The 17687-nt window shown below is 68.8% G+C and carries 13 protein-coding genes; 3 read left to right on the top strand and 10 right to left on the bottom strand.

The features are described 5' to 3' along the window. Positions 1 to 56: 56 nt before the first annotated feature. The 3 genes from AC6R2M_RS02730 (at position 57) to AC6R2M_RS02720 (ending at position 5799) form a co-directional block, all read left to right on the top strand. Complete coding sequence (locus AC6R2M_RS02730) at positions 57 to 1298, top strand: CoA transferase (protein WP_500485268.1); 1242 nt, start codon at positions 57 to 59, stop codon at positions 1296 to 1298. Positions 1299 to 1528: 230 nt separating this feature from the next. Further along, positions 1529 to 2677, top strand: a complete 1149-nt coding sequence (locus tag AC6R2M_RS02725) for an efflux RND transporter periplasmic adaptor subunit (protein WP_500485266.1) — start codon at positions 1529 to 1531, stop codon at positions 2675 to 2677. Continuing rightward, positions 2677 to 5799, top strand: coding sequence for an efflux RND transporter permease subunit (locus AC6R2M_RS02720; RefSeq protein WP_500485264.1), 3123 nt, complete (start codon positions 2677 to 2679; stop codon positions 5797 to 5799). Before AC6R2M_RS02725 ends, AC6R2M_RS02720 begins: the two co-directional genes overlap by 1 nt. Positions 5800 to 5852: 53 nt before the next feature. Here the strand turns inward: AC6R2M_RS02720 and AC6R2M_RS02715 are convergent, their stop codons facing one another. The 10 genes from AC6R2M_RS02715 to AC6R2M_RS02670 form a co-directional block, all read right to left on the bottom strand. Then, positions 5853 to 6467, bottom strand: coding sequence for a TetR/AcrR family transcriptional regulator (locus AC6R2M_RS02715; RefSeq protein WP_500485262.1), 615 nt, complete (start codon positions 6465 to 6467; stop codon positions 5853 to 5855). A gap of 198 nt (positions 6468 to 6665) precedes the next feature. After that, the gene (locus tag AC6R2M_RS02710; RefSeq protein ID WP_500485260.1) at positions 6666 to 8987 is read right to left on the bottom strand and encodes a methyl-accepting chemotaxis protein; all 2322 of its coding nucleotides are present in this window, start codon (positions 8985 to 8987) and stop codon (positions 6666 to 6668) included. Positions 8988 to 9395: 408 nt separating this feature from the next. Beyond that, a complete protein-coding gene (locus tag AC6R2M_RS02705) occupies positions 9396 to 11339 on the bottom strand; it encodes a methyl-accepting chemotaxis protein (protein WP_500485258.1) in 1944 nt (647 codons plus the stop codon). A 358-nt stretch (positions 11340 to 11697) separates the two neighbouring features. Beyond that, positions 11698 to 13887 carry a chemotaxis protein CheA gene (locus AC6R2M_RS02700; RefSeq protein WP_500485256.1) on the bottom strand — a complete coding sequence of 730 codons (2190 nt, stop codon included), beginning with the start codon at positions 13885 to 13887 and terminating at the stop codon, positions 11698 to 11700. 31 nt (positions 13888 to 13918) lie between these two features. Beyond that, complete coding sequence (locus AC6R2M_RS02695; protein WP_500485254.1) at positions 13919 to 14281, bottom strand: response regulator; 363 nt, start codon at positions 14279 to 14281, stop codon at positions 13919 to 13921. A 99-nt stretch (positions 14282 to 14380) separates the two neighbouring features. Then, positions 14381 to 14728, bottom strand: coding sequence for a DUF8776 family protein (locus tag AC6R2M_RS02690; protein WP_500485252.1), 348 nt, complete (start codon positions 14726 to 14728; stop codon positions 14381 to 14383). A 2-nt stretch (positions 14729 to 14730) separates the two neighbouring features. Beyond that, entirely contained in the window at positions 14731 to 15291 is a 561-nt protein-coding gene (locus tag AC6R2M_RS02685) for a chemotaxis protein CheD (RefSeq protein WP_500485250.1), read from the bottom strand. Next, entirely contained in the window at positions 15291 to 15680 is a 390-nt protein-coding gene (locus tag AC6R2M_RS02680) for a response regulator (protein WP_500485248.1), read from the bottom strand. Before AC6R2M_RS02680 ends, AC6R2M_RS02685 begins: the two co-directional genes overlap by 1 nt. A 58-nt stretch (positions 15681 to 15738) precedes the next feature. Next, positions 15739 to 16773: a protein-glutamate methylesterase/protein-glutamine glutaminase gene (locus AC6R2M_RS02675; protein WP_500485246.1), complete on the bottom strand. Its 1035-nt coding sequence runs from the start codon at positions 16771 to 16773 to the stop codon at positions 15739 to 15741. Positions 16774 to 16814: 41 nt separating this feature from the next. Continuing rightward, on the bottom strand, positions 16815 to 17684 hold the full coding sequence (locus tag AC6R2M_RS02670) for a CheR family methyltransferase (protein WP_500485244.1): 870 nt from the start codon (positions 17682 to 17684) through the stop codon (positions 16815 to 16817). Positions 17685 to 17687 lie beyond the last annotated feature (3 nt).

The following is a 17687-nucleotide window of genomic DNA, read 5'->3' as shown; positions in this document are numbered from 1 at the left end:
GCCGTCGTCGCGGCGCGCAGACGCGTCGCCCATCGCCCGAGGAGACCCGCACCGCAATGAGCAACGATCTTCTGGGGGGCGTGCGAATCATCGAGAGTTCGGCCTTCGTCGCCGCCCCGCTCTGCGGACTGACCCTCGCCCAGTTCGGTGCGGACGTCATCCGCGTCGACATGATCGGCGGCGGCATCGACTATGGCCGCATGCCGCTCGCGCCGTCCGGGCGCAGCTTCTACTGGACGGGCCTGAACCGCCAGAAGCGCTCGCTCGCCGTCGATCTCTCGCGGCCCGAAGGGCGCGAGCTCGTGGCCGCGCTCGCCAGTGCACCGGGAGAGAACGGCGGCGTCCTCCTGACGAACATCCCGACGCGATGGCTGTCCCACGAGAGCCTCGCCGCCCGCCGGCCCGACATGATCACCTGCACGATCGAGGGCAATTCGGACGGCACCACCGCCGTCGACTACACCGTGAACTGCGCGACAGGCTACCCGGCCATCACCGGTCCCGGCTCGCGCGAGCGGCCGGTCAACCACGCCTTCCCCGCCTGGGACGTCGCCTGCGCCCTTCAGGCCGCGACCGCCATCGCCGCGGCCGTCGGGCGCCGCCGCGCGACCGGGCAAGGCGCCGAGCTTCGCATCGCCCTCTCCGACATCGCCTTCGCCACGATCTCCAGCCTCGGGCTCGTCGCCGAAGCCGAGATCCTGGACGCGGACCGCCCCTCGACCGGCAATGACATCTACGGCGCCTTCGGGCGCGACTTCCCGACCCGCGACGGCCAGAGGGTCATGGTCGCCGCGATCTCGCGCAAGCAATGGACCTCGCTCGTCTCCGCCTGCGGCATGGCGGACGCGGTCGCCGCTCTGGAGCGCGCTCTCGGCGCCGATCTTTCGCGCGAGGACGAACGGTTCGAGCACCGTGAGGTCATCGCCGCGCTGGTGCGCCGCTGGACGCAGGCCCGCGACCTCGCCGAGATCAGCAGAATCTTCGAGGCGGCGGGCGTCTGCTGGGGCCCCTATCGCACCGTGCGCGAACTCCTCGCGCACGATCCCCGCGTCGCGACCGAGGCCGGGCTCTTCGAGACGGTGGAGACGCTCGGCATCGGACGCCACAGGGCCGCCGGCTCACCGGTGCGGCTGAACGGCTCCGAACGCCGCTCCGTCCGGCCCGCGCCGTATCTCGGCACCCACACCGACGCCGTGCTCGCGGACGTCCTCAGGCTCTCTTCCGGCGAGATCGGCCGCCTTCACGATGCGGGGATCGTGGCGGGGCCGGACCGCGATCCGACAGCCGGGACCGCCTGACGACCGGGACGACCTCACCGAAATTTTTTCGCACCTGCGGTCGAAAATGTCGCAGCTTCTGCCATCTTGGTCTTTTGCGACACCGTGACGCAAAACTTTCGGACCTCGTCCGGAGGTTTCGGCGCGCGTATGCCCGGCGGACGGCGGGGAGGGGCCGGAAACCGCGTTGTCGCGGAAGGGGACGGCCGACCGGATTCAATCCGCGCGGCCCTCGGCAAGAAGGATGCGTGATGATCGGCCGGCTGTTCAATGCGACCACCCTCGTCTTCCTGGCCATCGTCGGCCTCGTGGTGGTCTGGATCGGCAGCGGCATGATGGGCCGCGAGGACGAGGCGCCGCCCGCCCCGGCGGAACGCGCGCTGCCCAGCGTCGCCGCGAGCGTCAGCGAGGCCGAGGAGGTGACGCGCGAGCTCGTTCTCTACGGCGACATCGAGCCCACCCAGATCGCCACCGTCCGCGCCCGTGTGGACGGCGTCGTCGAGGAGATCGTCAGCCAGGGAACGCGGGTCGTGGCAGGCGACATCCTGGCCCGGCTTTCCACCGACGACCGGGAAGCCCGACGGGCGCGCGCCGAGGCGCAGCTCGCCACGGCCGAGCAGTCCGCCGGCAACGCCCGGCAGCTTTTCGAGCGCGGCGTCGGTCCGGAGACGACCGTCCAGACGACCACCGCCGAACTCGAGGCGGCGCGCGCCGAACTGCGGGCGATCGAGCTGGAGATCGCGAACACCGAGGTGGTCGCGCCCATCGCGGGCGTGGTCAACCGCCTGATCTCCGACATCGGCGCCTATGTCTCGCCCGGCGGCGAGGTTCTGGAGATCGTCGACAACGACCCGCTCCTCGCGGTCGTCACCGTGCAGCAGGGCGACATCTCGGGCGTACGCCCCGGCATGCGCGCGCGCGTCTCGGCCATCGGCGGCGACACGCGCGAGGGCACCGTCAGCTTCGTCTCCCCCATTGCGGACGCGGCCACGCGGACGTTCCGCGTGGAGGTCGAGGTGGCGAACCCGGACGGCGAGCTTCCCTCCGGCATCAGCGCCGAGGTCGTCATTCCGGTCGAGACGCTGTCGGCCCACTACATCTCGCCGGCCCTCGCCAGGCTCGACACGGAGGGGCGCCTGGGCGTCTATCTCGTCGACGAGGAGGATCGCATCCAGTTCGCCCCGATGCAGATCGTCTACGCCGATGCCGGCGGCATCTGGATCACGGGTGTCGAGGACGGCAGCCGGCTCGTGACCATCAGCCAGGGCGCGCTCCAGCCCGGCGAGCGCGTGGAGGTGCGCGAGACCCCGCCGGGCTACCTCCGCGACATCCCCGCCACCATCCAGGACGAGACCCTGCGCGAGGACGATCTGGCCGCCGAGGGCGAGGGCGTCCGCTGATGCTGACGATCATCGCGAGCGCCTTCCAGCGGGCGCGCACCGTCTGCCTGACGTTGGCGCTCATCATGGTCGCCGGTGCCTTCGCCTATGTGACCATCCCGAAGGAGGCCAATCCCGAAGTCGAGATCCCCTTCTTCATCGTCGCCGTCTCCTATCAGGGCGTCTCCGCCGAGGATTCCGCCCGGCTGATGATCCAGCCGCTGGAGCGCCGGCTGCAGTCGATCCAGGGGCTGCGCGAGATGACCGCGCAGGCGAGCGACGGCTTCGCCTCCATCATCCTGGAGTTCCAGCCCGGCACCGACAACCGCTCGGCCCTTCTCGACATCAACGACGAGGTCGATCAGGCCATTCCGGACCTGCCCGAGGGCGCGGACCAGCCGGTCGTCACCGAGGTCGACCTCTCCGCCTTCCCGATCCTGACGGTGGCCCTGTCCGGCGCCGTCCCGGAGCGCGAGCTCATCTCCATCGGTCGCGGCCTTCGCGACGATCTGGAGGCGATCTCCGGCGTCCTGGAGGTCGACATCTCCGGCGAGCGCGCCGATCTGATGGAGATCATCATCAACCCGCTGGCGCTGCAGTCCTACGGGCTCTCCTACCAGCAGATCCAGCAGGCGGTTCAGAACAACAACCAGCTCATCGCCGCGGGCTCTTTCGACACGGGCCGCGGCCGGATCGGCGTCTCGGTGCCCGGCACGATCGAAGGCATCGCCGACGTTCTTTCCATTCCCGTTCAGGCCGTCAACGGCACGGTCATCCGCATCCAGGACGTGGCGGAGGTCCGGCAGACCTTCGAGGACCCGCTCTCCTTCGCGCGGATCGACGGGCAGCCGACCATCGGCCTCGACGTGCGCCGCGCGACCGGTGCCAACGTCATCGAGACCATCGATGCGGTCAAGCAGACCGTGGAAGCCGCGCGCGCAGGCTGGCCGGAGGCGATCTCGGTCGCCTACCTCCAGAACCAGGCCGACGACATCACCACCCTCTTGGGCGATCTCGAGAACAACGTCATCGCCGCCATTCTGCTCGTCATGCTGACGACGCTCGTCGCGCTCGGCATCCGCCCCTCGCTTCTGGTCGCGCTGTCGATCCCCGGTTCGTTCCTCGGCGGCATCCTGATCATCTGGGCCATCGGCTTCACGCTGAACATCGTCGTCCTCTTCGGCCTCATCCTCGTCGTCGGCCTTCTCATCGACGGCACGATGGTCGTGGTCGAGCTCGCCGACCGCTACCGATCGGAGGGCATGGACCGGCGCGAGGCCTTCCTGCGGGCCGCGCAGCGCATGTGCTGGCCCGTGATCTCGGCCACCGCGACGACGATCCTCGTCTTCATGCCCCTTCTGTTCTGGCCGGGCATCGCGGGTCAGTTCATGCTGTTTCTTCCGGCCACGGTCATCGTGACGCTGCTCGTCTCGCTCGTCATGGCGCTCGTCTTCGTTCCGGTCGTCGGCTCCGTCACGGCCGGCGGCAAGCCGCCCGCTCCGGTCGAGGGCGGCCGGCGGCCCGCCGCCTACGACAGGATACTGGACACGACGATCGCGCGCCCCGGCCTCGCCCTCGGCATCAGCCTCCTGGCGCTGCTCCTGGCGGTCTTCTACGCGCTCGGCAACAATCCGGGCGTCGAGTTCTTCCCGTCCACCGAGCCGGAGCGCGCGCAGGTCCGCATCAGCGCGGACGGCAGCCTGTCGGTCCGGGAGGCCGATCGGCTCGTCGCCCTCGTCGAGAACACCGTGATCGGAACGCCGGGCGTCGAGCGCATCTATGCCCGCACCATCGGCTCGGTGGATGCGCGCATCCGCCAGAGCCTTCCGCCGGACACGATCGGCACGCTCCAGGTGGATTTCCTGGACTGGCGCGCCCGCGAGCCCGCCTCCGGCATCATCGAGGAGCTGCGCGAACGTGCCGCCGCCGTTCCGGGCGTGGGCGTGCAGATCGAGGAGCAGACCGGAGGGCCGAGCAGCGGACGGCCGGTCGATATCCAGGTCTCGGCGGAGGATCGCGACGCCCTGCCCGGCGCCGTCCTGAAACTGCGCCAGCTGATGGCCGAGCAGAGCACCTTCGTGGACGTCACCAGCGACGTGCCGCAGCCTCAACCGGAAGCGCGCGTCATCGTCGACCGCGAGCAGGCGGCGCGCTACGGCGTGGACATGGCCTCGGTCGGCGCGGCGGTGCAGCTTCTGACGGACGGCGTCGTGCTCGGCAATTTCCTCCCCTCCTTCGCGGACGAGGAGGTGGACATCACGCTGCGCTACCCGGTCGAGGAGCGCAATTTCGCGCAGCTCGCCAATCTGCGCATCCAGTCGGAGAACGGCCTGATCCCGCTGATGAACTTCGTGCGGCTGGAGCCCGGAGCGGCGACGGCGGTCATCAACCGCGTGGATTCGCAGAACGTGCAGTCGGTGACGGCCGACGTCGTGCCCGGCACGACGGTCGCCGCGGAGCTGGCGACGCTCGGGCAGGCCATCGCGAACACCGATTTCGGCGAGGGCGTCGAGGTGACGTTCGGCGGAGAGCTCGCCGACCAGGAGGAGGCCGGCACGTTCCTCGTCATCGCCTTCACCCTGGCCGTGTTCCTGATGTTCCTCGTCTTCGTGACGCAGTTCGACTCCTTCTATCAGAGCCTCGTCGTCATCTCCGCCATCCTGTTCTCGATCGGGGGCGTCCTCTTTTCGCTGACGCTTCGCGGCGATCCCTTCGCCATCGTGATGACCGGCATCGCGATGATCGCCGCCGCCGGCATCGTCATCAACAACAACATCGTCCTGATCGATTCCTACAACGAGCACCGCGCCGACGGACGCTCGCCGGACGAGGCGGCGCGGCGCGCTGGGGCGGAGCGCTTCCGCCCCGTGCTCCTGACCGCCGCCACGACCGTCGTCGGCCTGATGCCCATGGTGCTCGGGCTGACGATCGACTTCGTCAACCGCGATGCCTATTTCGGGGCGCCTTCCGGCCAGTACTGGACGCAGCTCTCGACCGGGATCGTCGGCGGGCTCGCCTTCTCGACGGTGGTCACGATGCTCCTGACGCCGACGCTCCTCGCCTGGGACGGGCGTCGGCGCGAGCGACGCGCGGCCAAGGCCGACGAAAAAGAGCGCCTCGCGACGGAGGAGGTGTCGGCCTAGCCGGATTCGATCCAGCGACCTTCGTGCGTCCGAACGGACGCACAAAGGTCGCTCTAGGCTCGGGGGTCCGGTCCGACCGACGCCCGCACGAGGCGCAGCGCCTCGTCGCAGACCATCGGCAGATCCTGCGGCGCGCGGACCACCCGGTGGACGGCGCGCTCCATGACGGCGCTCAGGAGCTGTACGCAGAAGAGAAGATCGCTCGGCGCGCGAAGCTTGCCCTCGGCGATGCCGGCCTGGATCAGCTCGACGACGCGGCCTTCCAGCGCATGCAGCGGCTCGCCGGCCTCGTCGGACTTCGATGAGGCCGGCTCGGCGAAGAGGCCGGCGGCCACGACGTGGCGGTGTTCGTCGGCGACGAACCAGCGAAGGATGGCGCGTGTGATCGCCTCCAGCCGCTCCAGCGGCTCGCCCTCCCCTCCGGCGAGGGCCGTCACCTCCGACAGGAGTTCGGCGCTCGCCCGCTTCGTCACGGCGCTCACCAGCGACGCCTTGTCCGGCGCGTAATTGTAGAGGGTGTTGCGCGCCATTCCGGCCGCGCTCGCCACGCTCGCCATGGTGATCTCGTCGAAGGACCGCTCGGCGAGGAGCCTCTCCAGCGCGGAGGTCAACGCTGCCCAGGCCTGGTCGTTGTGTTCGGCGAGGGAGGGGGCGAGAATCCGTGGCATTCCGGTTGCCTACAGCATCGCGAGGCCGGTCGGGAAGACAACGATGCGTGGTCGGGAGTTTTGCTTTCCTGCAGGATCGTTTCCGAGACCCCGCGGACGGGCGCCACGCATCGTCCGCACCGAACGAAGAAGGCCGGCGGATCGCTCCGCCGGCCTTCCTCGTGTTCGTTCGGTCCGGGGTTCAGGCGCGGTGCCGCGTCAGAACTCCTCCCAATTGTCCTCCAGCGTCTTCAGCGCGGCGTTGCCCTGGGCCATCGGGCGCATCTGCACCACCGGGCGCTGGGACGGCGCCGTGCGGTTGGCCGCCGTGCGCTGCGCGGGAGCTGCGGCGCGGCTCTGCGCGCTCGCCAGCTTGAACTCCGCGATCAGCCGGCCCAGCTCGTCCGTCTCCGCCGCCAGAGACTGGGCCGCAGCCGTCGCCTCCTCCACCATCGCCGCGTTCTGCTGCGTGACCTTGTCCATCTGGTCCGCCGCCGTCTGAACCTCCTTCAGCGACACCGCCTGCTCTCTCGCCCGGCGCGCGATCTCCGCCACCGTCCGGCTCATGTCGCCGACCTCGGTGATGATCTGGTCGAGCGAGCGGCCCGAGGCCGAGACCAGCTCGACACCCGCCTCCACCTGCTCGCTGGAGGTCGAGATCAGGTCCTTGATCTCCTTGGCCGCCTCCGCCGAGCGCTGCGCCAGACCCCGCACCTCCTGCGCCACCACCGCGAAGCCCCGGCCCGCCTCGCCCGCGCGCGCCGCCTCCACGCCCGCGTTCAGCGCGAGAAGGTTCGTCTGGAAGGCGATCTCGTCGATGACGCCGATGATCTTGCCGATCTTCTCCGACGACTGCTCGATGCCCCGCATCGCCTCCACCGCCTTGCCGACGATCTCGCCGCCCTTGGCCGCGTTGCGGTTGGCGCTCTCGGCCGATTCCTGCGCCCGGCCCGCATCCTGCGCCGTCTCGTTCACCGCCCGCGTCACCTCCGCCAGCGCCGCCACCGTCTCCTCAAGGCTCGCCGCCTGCTGCTCGGTGCGCTGCGCCAGATCGTTGGAGGCCACGTTGATCTCGCCCAGGCCCGTGCGGATCGAGCCGATCGAGGTCACCACCGAGCCCAGCGTCGATTCCAGCTTCTCGACCGTGTCGTTGAACTGGCCCCGGATCGGCTCGTACTGCGCCGCCACCGCGCGCCCGATGCGCACCGTCATGTCGCCCTGCGACAGGCGCGCGAAGCCCCCCTCGATCGAGTCCACGAACTCCTGAAGCTCGGCCTGCGTCTGCCGGTCCGCCGCGGCCTTGCGCTCGCGATCGGCTTCCTGCTCGGCGCGCATCGCCGAGGATTCCGCCTCCAGGCGGGCCGCGTCGGCGAGCTTGTGCCGGAACGTCTCGAGGGCCGTCGCCACGGAACCGGTCTCGTCCGTGCGATCCTGCCCGGAGATCGCCTTGTCGTAGCGGCCTTCCGCCAGATGACGCACGTCCTCGACCATGGCCGCCAGCGGACGGCGCACCAGCCGACCGGCGGACAGCCACAGGACGAGAAGAACGCCGAGGAGCACCGCCAGCCCGCCGGTCACCATCATCGTGGTCTGTTCGCGGACGGGGGCGGCGATGGCTTCGCTCGGGACGTCCAGGAGAAGCGCCCAGGTGATGCCGACTTCCGGAATCTCGACCGGCTGCACGATCCGGTCGAAGCTCGGCATCGTCTCGGTCGAGAGATCGCGGAGCTGGGCCGGCTGCCCGGAGGCGATGGCCGCGCGCACCTCGTCCAGGCCCACGCCTTCGAAGGGCTGCATGTCGAGCTCGCGCCGCGGGCCGACCAGCCAGTTGCCGTCCTGCGAGACGAGCATGACGCGCCCCGTCCCGAAGGGGCGCATCGGCTCCAGCCTCTCGTTCAGGGATTCGAGCGAGATGTCGACGCCCGTGACGCCGATCCGTTGGCCGTCCACCAGGACCGGATAGGCGATCGACGCGACGGTGTAGCCGTTGCCGGTCGACGATTCCGTATAGGGAGCGGTCATGGCGCCGCCGCGACGGTCCGCAGCCAGGCGGTACCAGTCGGCGGCATAGTCGGGCATGAAGGTCGAGAGGGTCACGCCCTCGGCGCGCTTCGTCCAGTAGGGCGCGAAGGCGCCGTTCGTATGCGTGCCGGGAAGGCCGAGTTCGAGAGCGTTGGCCGAGTTTCCGTCGAAGAGGTTCGGCTCCTCGGCGAACCAGCTCCCGAAGGCGGAGGGGTTGTGATCGATGCTGGCCCTGAGGAAGCTCGTCGCCGAGACGCGGTCCAGATGCCCGCCGGCATGGCCCTGTTCGAGAACGCCGGCCATCGAGCGTGCGGCGCTGGCAAGGTCGCCGATCTCGCCAGCGATCTCGGCGGCGATCCCCTGCGCGCGGGCGAACGCGTCATTGCTCACGAGCGTGTTCACGCGCGTCTGAGTCTGCCCGATGATCAGGACGTTGGAGGCCAGCAGAACCAGAGCGACGACCGAGCCGGTGACGGCGAGAAGCTTGGTCGAGATGGACTTAGGGTAGAACGTTCTCACAAGAACAACCTTCCGTTTGTCGGACTATCGAGGTCATCAACGTCTTACGCTCGATCCTCTCTCTCCCTCAGATCGCGCCCGTTATAGAAGGTCCCATCCGTTAATTTACGCATAAAAGCTGCCGGTCGATGATGCCGTGATCGTCACTTCGATCCTCGCCCATGTAAAAGCCCTTCTCGAAGGTCCGAGCGTCATGCGAACGACATGAAGGATACATGACAGGCCCTTCGGCGATCCGCTCGGGAACCGGGAAGCGCCTGCGCCTCATGAGAGAGGTCTCCATCTTGGAGCCGCCGGCCATCCTGCATCGCGTCCGTCCGGACGCTGCCCGGCGCGAGAAAGGCCGGCGGATCGCTCCGCCGGCCTTCCTCGTGTTCGTTCGGTCCGGGGTTCAGGCGCGGTGCCGCTTCAGAACTCCTCCCAATTGTCCTCCAGCGTCTTCAGCGCGGCGTTGCCCTGGGACGTCGGGCGCATCTGCACCACCGGGCGCTGGGACGGCGCGGCGCGGTTCGCCGCAGCCGGCTGGCGCTGCGCCGGGGCCGAGGCGGCGCGGCTCTGCGCGCTCGCCAGCTTGAACTCCGCGATCAGCCGGCCCAGCTCGTCCGTCTCCGCCGCCAGAGACTGGGCCGCAGCCGTCGCCTCCTCCACCATCGCCGCGTTCTGCTGCGTGACCTTGTCCATCTGGTCCGCCGCCGTCTGGACCTCCTTCAGCGACACCGCCTGCTCTCGCGCCCGGCGCGCGATCTCAGCCACCGTCCGGCTCATGTCGCCGACCTCGGTGATGATCTGGTCGAGCGAGCGCCCCGAGGCCGAGACCAGCTCGACACCCGCCTCCACCTGCTCGCTGGAGGTCGAGATCAGGTCCTTGATCTCCTTGGCCGCCTCCGCCGAGCGCTGCGCCAGACCCCGCACCTCCTGCGCCACCACCGCGAAGCCCCGGCCCGCCTCGCCCGCGCGCGCCGCCTCCACGCCCGCGTTCAGCGCGAGAAGGTTCGTCTGGAAGGCGATCTCGTCGATGACGCCGATGATCTTGCCGATCTTCTCCGACGACTGCTCGATGCCCCGCATCGCCTCCACCGCCTTACCGACGATCTCGCCGCCCTTGGCCGCGTTGCGGTTGGCGCTCTCGGCCGATTCCTGCGCCCGGCCCGCATCCTGCGCCGTCTCGTTCACCGCCCGCGTCACCTCCGCCAGCGCCGCCACCGTCTCCTCCAGGCTCGCCGCCTGCTGCTCGGTGCGCTGCGCCAGATCGTTGGAGGCCACGTTGATCTCGCCCAGGCCCGTCCGGATCGAGCCGATCGAGGTCACCACCGAGCCCAGCGTCGATTCCAGCTTCTCGACCGTGTCGTTGAACTGGCCCCGGATCGGCTCGTACTGCGCCGCCACCGCGCGGCCGATGCGCACCGTCATGTCGCCCTGCGACAGACGCGCGAAGCCGCCCTCGATCGAGTCCACGAACTCCTGAAGCTCGGCCTGCGTCTGCCGGTCCGCCGCAGCCTTGCGCTCGCGATCGGCTTCCTGGCTCTTGCGGAGGGCGAGCGCCTCCTGCTCCATGGCGCGTGCCTGCAGGGCGTTGTCCTTGAACACCTGCACGGCGCGCGACATGCCGCCGACCTCGTCCTTGCGCTCGGTTCCCTGGACTTCGGCGTCCAGCTTGCCGTTCGACAGGTCCTCCATCGTGCGACCCAGGCGGGCCAGCGGCATGGTGATCGTGCCACGGGTGACGAGAAGCGCCATCAGCACGCCGAGCGCCGCGGCGATGATGGAGATCACTACCGTGGTGATGCCGATCTCGGCGATGGACACCGACATTCCATCCGACAGGGACGCGAATTCGGCGACTTCCGAATCGAGCAATTTCGCCAAGGACTCGCGGTACTCTATGGCATGCCCGTCCATCGCGACGAGGAGGGGCAAGGCGGCCTCCGCCTGATCGGCCAGCCCCGCTGCGACGGCCGCCCGGCTGGACGCGTCGAACCGTTCGAGAATGGCTTCGAGCTCGCCGATCTCGTCTTCGAGCGCGGGTACGTCCGCCTTGGCCCCCGCGAGGAACTGGCGGGAGCGGTCGAACATGGCGGTCCGGTCCTGGGCCGCGGCCTGCGCGGCCTCGCTCGCTCCCGGATAGACGAAGACCTTGTAGGCGTCGTAGCCGGCCTGCATGGTCTGCCGGCCCGTCCTTGCGACCTGCATGAGAGCTGGCATGCGCAGGTCGGTCAGTTCGCTGTAGCGCCTGTCGATGTCCTGCATTCCCGCGTTGGAATACCACGCGAGAGCGACGCTGATGGACGCCGTGACGATGATCATCGCGGCGATCTTGACCGATATCTTCTGGTTGATGAGGAAGCGGAACACGGCAGGGCTCCTGAGCGACGCCTCGCGCGCTCGTTTGAGAAAGAACCCTTCCTTCCTACAAGATGAACATAAATTTATATTTAATTGGACACATTTTGGACAGTCTAGTCTTGACTTTCAGAAGCTGTGCACCCGCGCCGCTGGCGTACCTTCCCTAGGGACACCACTTGCAGTCGTGGTCGCGATTGCCGTCTCCGATCAGGCCGATCCGTCGTCGCGAGCCGGCGACGGGCGTCGCTGCGACCGGACGAACGAAAGCCGCATGCGCTGCGGCCCCGAGGCCCGCAGCGCATGCGGCTTTCGACTTCAAGTTCTGGGAGGAGGCTCCGCCGGCCGCCCCGAAGCGCCCGGCTCTCGCCTACTCGGCCGCGACCGCGAAGGCGCTCGTCTCGAAACGGCTCGTCGCCGCCACCGTGTCGACGTCGAGGATCAGCGCCACGCGGCCGTCGCCGAGGATCGTGGCCGCCGCGATGCCGGCGACACGGCCGTAATGGGCTTCGAGGCTCTTGATGACGACCTGGCGCTGGCCCTGGATCGCATCGACCAGAAGCGCCGAGCGCTGACCCGTCTCCGTCTCGACGAGAATGACCACGCCCTGTGCGGGATCGGTCGGCCGGGTCCGGTAGCCGAGCTTGCGGGAGATGTCGACGAGCGGCAGGAAGCTGTCGCGCACCTTGATGACATACTCGCCGTCGCCGAAGGACTTCACCTCGCCGGCGCGGGGCTGCAGCGTCTCGATGATCGCCGTCAGCGGCACGACCAGCGTGTGATCGCCCGAGGAGATGATCATCCCGTCGAGAACAGCCAGCGTCAGCGGCAGGCTCATGGAGAAGAGCGAGCCCTTGCCCGGCGTCGAGGTGATCGAGACACGGCCGCCGAGCGCCTGGATGGAACTTTTCACCACGTCCATGCCGACGCCGCGCCCCGAAAGCTCGGAGACCTGCTCCTTGGTGGAGAAGCCCGGCAGGAAGATGAGGTTGTCCGTCTCTTCGTCCGACAGGTTCGCGTCCGGCGCGATGAGGCCCTTGTTGACGGCGATCTTGCGGACGACGTCGCGGTTGATGCCCGCGCCGTCGTCGGAGATCTCGATCACGATGCGGCCGGAGCGGTGCATGGCCGCGACGCGGACCGTGCCCTCCTCGTTCTTGCCGACCGCCTGGCGCTTGTCGGGCGTCTCCAGCCCGTGGTCGATGGCGTTGCGGATCATGTGGGTGAGCGGGTCGGACAGACGCTCGATGACGGTCTTGTCGACTTCCGTGTACTCGCCTTCGGTGACGAGGCGGACGCTCTTGCCGGTGCGCTCGGCGACCTCGCGCACGAGGCGCGGCAGCTTCTGGAACACCGATTTCACGGGCTGCGCGCGGATCGCCATGACGCTGTCCTGCATCTCGCGCGTCAGCTGCTCCAGCTCGTCGAGCCCGATGGCGATCTCGGAGGCGCGGGCGAGCCCGGCCTGCATGACGCGCTGGGACAGCATCACCTGATGGATGACCAGTTCGCCGACGAGGTCGATGAGGCGGTCGACGCGGGCGAGATCGACGCGGATCGTCGGGGCCGGCTGACCACCGCCCGCACCGCCCTTGGCATCTCCGGACGCCTCGGCCTCGACCGGCGACGGACGCCGGCCGGCGGGCTTCTCCTTCGCCTCCTGGAACGCTTCGGGGGCGGGCTCGATCTCGAGCACGGGCGCCGTCTCTTCGGCGGCGCCGACGCCGACGCTGCGCAGAAGGGCCAGAAAGTCGTCTTCGCTCGCCGGCGCGGGCTCCTCCGCTTCGGGCTCGCCCAGACGTTCGATGGTCAGATCGCAGTCGCCGTCGACGAACTCGAAGATCTCCTGGATCGCGGTCTCGGCCATGTCGCCCGTCAGCTCGATCGTCCAGGAGAGCGCGGCGCCCTCCGGATCGAGGTCGGCGAGGTCGGGCAGATGGTCGTCATGGCACTGGACCGTCCCCTCCCCCAGCGCGAGCGTCTCGCGGATCAGGCGGGCGGCCTCGTTGGCCTTGGCGTAGAGGTCGGGCTTGGGCGCGAAGCGCACGCGGTAGCCGCTCGCCACGGCCGGCTCGCCGAGAAGCGCGGTCAGATCGACGGCGACGGCCGCGAATTCCGGCTCCTCGTCCTCGGCGTCATGCCCCGCATCGTGGGCGCCGTGCGCGGGCGAATGCTCGCCGCCGGCCAGCCGCGCCAGCTCCTCGGCCGCCGCATCGGCGCGGGCCGTGTCGGGCTCCCCCTCGTCGCGGGCGACGGAGACGAGATCTGTCAGGATGTCGGCGGAGCGCAGCAGGACGCGCATGACGTTCGCATCCGGGTCCAGCCCGCCCGATCGCACGAGGTCCAGCGTGGTCTCGAAGACGTGGGCGAATCCGACGAGGGCGTGGAGGTTGAAGGCCCCCGCTCCGCCCTTGATGGAATGCACGGCCCGGAAGACGGCGTTCACCGTCTCGGTGTCGGACCGGCCCTCCTCCATGGCCATGAGGCCGGCTTCGAGTTCCTGCAACTGCTCGGCGCACTCCTCGAAGAAGGTCGCCCGGATTTCGGCCATCACGTCCATTGCGCAGGATTCCTCGAAGGATCGCTCGATGTCAGGGAGCGACGCGGTTGATCGCGTCGACCAGCTTCTTCGGATCGAAGGGCTTCACGATCCAGCCCGTGGCGCCGGCGGCCTTCGCCCGCGCCTTCTTGGGCGCGTCGTTCTCGGTGGTGAGAACGAGGATGGGAATGGCGCGGCGCTGGCCGTCGGAGCGCAGCTCCTCGATGAAGGTCAGCCCGTCCATGCGCGGCATGTTCACGTCCGTGATGATGACGTCGGGCGAGCAGTCCTTTAGGACCTCCAGCCCGTGGACGCCGTCTTCGGCCTGGACCACGTCGAACCCGGCGTCCGAGAGCGCCGAGCGCAAGAGCTGGCGCATCGTCCGGGAGTCATCCACTGTCAGGATCGTCTTCAACCCCTGCACTCCTTGCTGATGCGGCACGGATCACCCTGGACCCTAGCCATCAAGATTTACGTCTTGGTTAAGACGAGGTTAGCCTTGCGGCCGCGCCCGTCAGAAAAGGTCGAGGTCGCCGCCCGTCTCGTCGGCGGGCACCTGCTCGCCGCCGGCAAGGCGCGCCGCCAAGGCGGATAGGCGCAGGGTCCCGAGAGCGGGGCCCATATCGGTCTGCGCGGAGCTGCAGACGCTCTCCGCGCTGGCCCGAAGGAAGAGCGAGAGATCGTCGAGCGTCTGCTCGAGGAGGTCCTGCTTCTGGGCCGCGACGATGGCTTCGGCATCGCTGAGCCCCATCGGGATCGGCATCTCGCGCGCGGTCTGCGCGAGCCCGCCGATCTCCCGGGCCAGGCGATCGAGAAGCTCCTCCAGCGCGACCGGGCTTTGGGAAAGGGCGCCTTTTACCATGGTCAGAACAGCTCCAGCTCTCCGCCGCTCTCCACCTTGGGAACGGCGACCGGGGGACGGACGAAGGCGCGCCGATCCGCCGGCTCGATGAGGATCTGTCTCGCCCGGCCGTTGACCGGCCAGAACTCGATGCGCCGTCCCTGCAGCCCGCCCGTGCTGCCGCCCGTGAGCGGGATGCCCTCGGTCGCCAGGAAGCGGGTCGCGAACTCGACGTTCTTGGCGCCGATGTCGGACAGTCCCTCCATCGTCCGCGCGCCGCCGAAGAGCTTGGCCTCCAGCGCATGGCGGCGGGCGCCCTTCTTTAGGAGCCCGTTGATCAGGAGCTCCATCAGATACAGCCCGTAGCTCTGCGTGCGGCCGGACCGGTCGACCGCCGCCTCGCCCGGCAGGAGGAAGTGGTTCATGCCGCCGACGCCCGCCTCGGGGTCGCGGATGCACGCCGCGACGCAGGAGCCGAGAAGGGTGGTGAGGACCACGTCGGGACGGTTGTCCACCACGGCCTCGCCCTGGATGATGTTGATCCGGCGGCGCTCGCTCCCGCCATGCGACGCGGAACCGGACATCACTGAAGCCGACCGAGAACCGCTTCGAGCGACTTGCGCAGGACGGGGACCGATACGGGCTTTGCGAGAATGTTGTTGGCGCCGGCCGCCGCGGCCTGCTGGACCAGCGCGCGATCGCCCTTGCCGGTCAGCATGATGAAGGGCGTCTTCTGCGTCGGGCCGTAGGACCGCAGGGCCTTCAGAAGTTGAATCCCGTCGAGCTTGGGCATGTTGTAGTCGGAGATGACGATATGACACGGCTGCGTCATCATCATCTTCAGTGCTTCCTCGCCGTCGCCTGCATAGACGACCTGCTTGATGCCCAGCGCCGTCAGCGCTTCGTAGGTCAGCATCCGGCTCGTACGGTGATCGTCGACGATCATGACCTTGAGATGTTGAACAAAACTCATAACCTACCCGCGCCGATCGATTTCAACTAGATGATATCCTTCAATTCCCAACGAAACCTCAATGCGGCCACGGCTCATCGAAGATGGCGTCGGCGATCCGCCCCAGGGGAATGCGCTTCTGCGCCGCTCCGATCTCCCATGCGACGCGCGGCATCCCGTAGACGAGCGAGGTGGCCTGATCCTGCGCCATGGTGCGGTGACCGGCCTTGGCCATGGCCAGCAGCCCGTCGGCCCCGTCGCGCCCCATGCCGGTGAGGATCGCGCCGGCGGCGCGCCCGTCGACATGCTCGGCGACGGACTTCATCAGGACGTCCGCGCTCGGTCGATGGCCCTGGACCGGGTCGTCCTCGCGCACCGTGCAGGCGAGCGAGCCGCCGATCCGGCGCAGCGAAAGATGGTGCCCGCCGGGGGCGAGATAGACGTGGCCGGGCGCGATCGTCTCGCCGCTCTTCGGCACGACCACCTTGGCCGGGCAGGCGCGGTCGAGCCGGGCCGCGAAGGAGCCGGTGAAGGTGGCCGGCAGATGCTGGACGATGAGGACGGGGGGCGTGTCGGCCGGGAAGCGGGGCATGAGCTGAAGCAGCGCCTCCACGCCTCCGGTCGAGGAGCCGATGGCGACGAGATCGGGCCAGCGGCTTCGATTGACGAAGCCTTCCGGCCGCTTGGCCGCCGCGATCCGCGCGCTGGCCGAGGAGATCACGCCGCGCGCCGCATGGGCCTGGCGCACCAGTTCGGGAAGGCGCGCCAGCGTGTCGCCGGTCTCGCGCCCCGGCTTGCCCACGCAGTCGAAGGCGCCGATCTCGAGCGCCGAGATGGTGGCGTCCGCGCCCGGCCGGGTGAGCGTCGAGACCATGATCACCGGCGTCGGGCGCAGCCGCATGATCTTCTCGAGAAACTCCAGGCCGTTCATGCCGGGCATCTCGATGTCGAGCGTGACGACGTCCGGGTCGAGGCTCTTGATCTTCTGACGGGCATCGGCCGGATCGGGCGCCTCGCCGACGATCTCGATCTCCGGGTCGTGCGACAACGCATGGCGGATCAGAGCGCGCATGGTGGAGGAGTCGTCGACGATGAGCACGCGGCTGGGCGCCATGGGTCGGCTTTCGAAGTGACGTGAGGCTCGGGCGGGAGCCGTCAACGCTGCTGGTAGATGGTGTTGCCGACGAGATGCATGCGTGCGGCGGCGGGACCGGCCATGCGCTCCGAATGGCCGATATAGATGAAGCCGCCCGGAACCAGGGTCTGGCAGAACCGGTCCCAGACTTTCTGGCGGGTCGGCTCGTCGAAGTAGATCGTGACGTTGCGGCAGAAGATCGCGTCGAACTTCCCCTTCATCGGCCAGGTGCCGATGAGGTTCAGCTCGCGGAACGAGACGAGATCGCGCAGCGCCTCCGACGCGCGATGGCGGTCGCCCTCCTTCTCGAACCACCGGCGGCGCAGTTCGGTCGGCACCGGCTTGATGGCGGTCTCGTCGTAAAGGCCGGCCCGCCCGAAGGCGACGACGTTCGGGTCGATGTCGGAGGCGAGGATCTTCACGTCGTGCTCGCCCGCGTCCGGCATCGCCTGCAGGATCGTCAGCGCGATCGAATAGGGCTCGTGGCCGTTGGAGCAGCCGGCCGACCAGATGCGGACCCGCCCGCCCCTGCGCGCCCGTTCGATGAGCGGGGGCAGAAGATGCGTGCGCATGTGCTCGAAATGGTGGGGCTCGCGGAAGAAGTGCGTGACGTTGGTCGTCAGCGCGGCAAGCATCACCATCCGCTCGTCGGCGCCCGCGTCGCTGACGACGAAGGTGCAGTAGTCGGCGAAGCTGGCGATGCCGAGAGCGCGCAGCCGCTTGGCGAGGCGCGAATAGACGAGCGTCGACTTGGTGTCCGGCAGCGAGATGCCCGAATCCTCGTAGAGGATGGAGGCGATGCGCCGGAAGTCCTTCTCGGTCATCCGGAACTCGCCGCCCGATGCCGGCTCGAGCGGTTGCGCGTTGGCGGTGGCCGTCGTGCGCGACATGGG

The organism is Aureimonas sp. CAS (genome assembly GCF_059838215.1).
Note: the sequence above shows the minus strand (reverse complement) of the source record. Positions and strands in the feature narration are given on the sequence as shown.

What these genes read in the sequence shown, in the direction of transcription:
- AC6R2M_RS02730 (WP_500485268.1), top strand. Translation starts at nt 57, where the DNA reads ATGAGCAACGATCTTCTGGGGGGCGTGCGAATCATCGAGAGTTCGGCC.
- AC6R2M_RS02725 (WP_500485266.1), top strand. Translation starts at nt 1,529, where the DNA reads ATGATCGGCCGGCTGTTCAATGCGACCACCCTCGTCTTCCTGGCCATC.
- AC6R2M_RS02720 (WP_500485264.1), top strand. Translation starts at nt 2,677, where the DNA reads ATGCTGACGATCATCGCGAGCGCCTTCCAGCGGGCGCGCACCGTCTGC.
- AC6R2M_RS02715 (WP_500485262.1), bottom strand. Translation starts at nt 6,467, where the DNA reads ATGCCACGGATTCTCGCCCCCTCCCTCGCCGAACACAACGACCAGGCC.
- AC6R2M_RS02700 (WP_500485256.1), bottom strand. Translation starts at nt 13,887, where the DNA reads ATGGACGTGATGGCCGAAATCCGGGCGACCTTCTTCGAGGAGTGCGCC.
- AC6R2M_RS02690 (WP_500485252.1), bottom strand. Translation starts at nt 14,728, where the DNA reads ATGGTAAAAGGCGCCCTTTCCCAAAGCCCGGTCGCGCTGGAGGAGCTT.
- AC6R2M_RS02685 (WP_500485250.1), bottom strand. Translation starts at nt 15,291, where the DNA reads ATGTCCGGTTCCGCGTCGCATGGCGGGAGCGAGCGCCGCCGGATCAAC.
- AC6R2M_RS02680 (WP_500485248.1), bottom strand. Translation starts at nt 15,680, where the DNA reads ATGAGTTTTGTTCAACATCTCAAGGTCATGATCGTCGACGATCACCGT.
- AC6R2M_RS02675 (WP_500485246.1), bottom strand. Translation starts at nt 16,773, where the DNA reads ATGGCGCCCAGCCGCGTGCTCATCGTCGACGACTCCTCCACCATGCGC.
- AC6R2M_RS02670 (WP_500485244.1), bottom strand. Translation starts at nt 17,684, where the DNA reads ATGTCGCGCACGACGGCCACCGCCAACGCGCAACCGCTCGAGCCGGCA.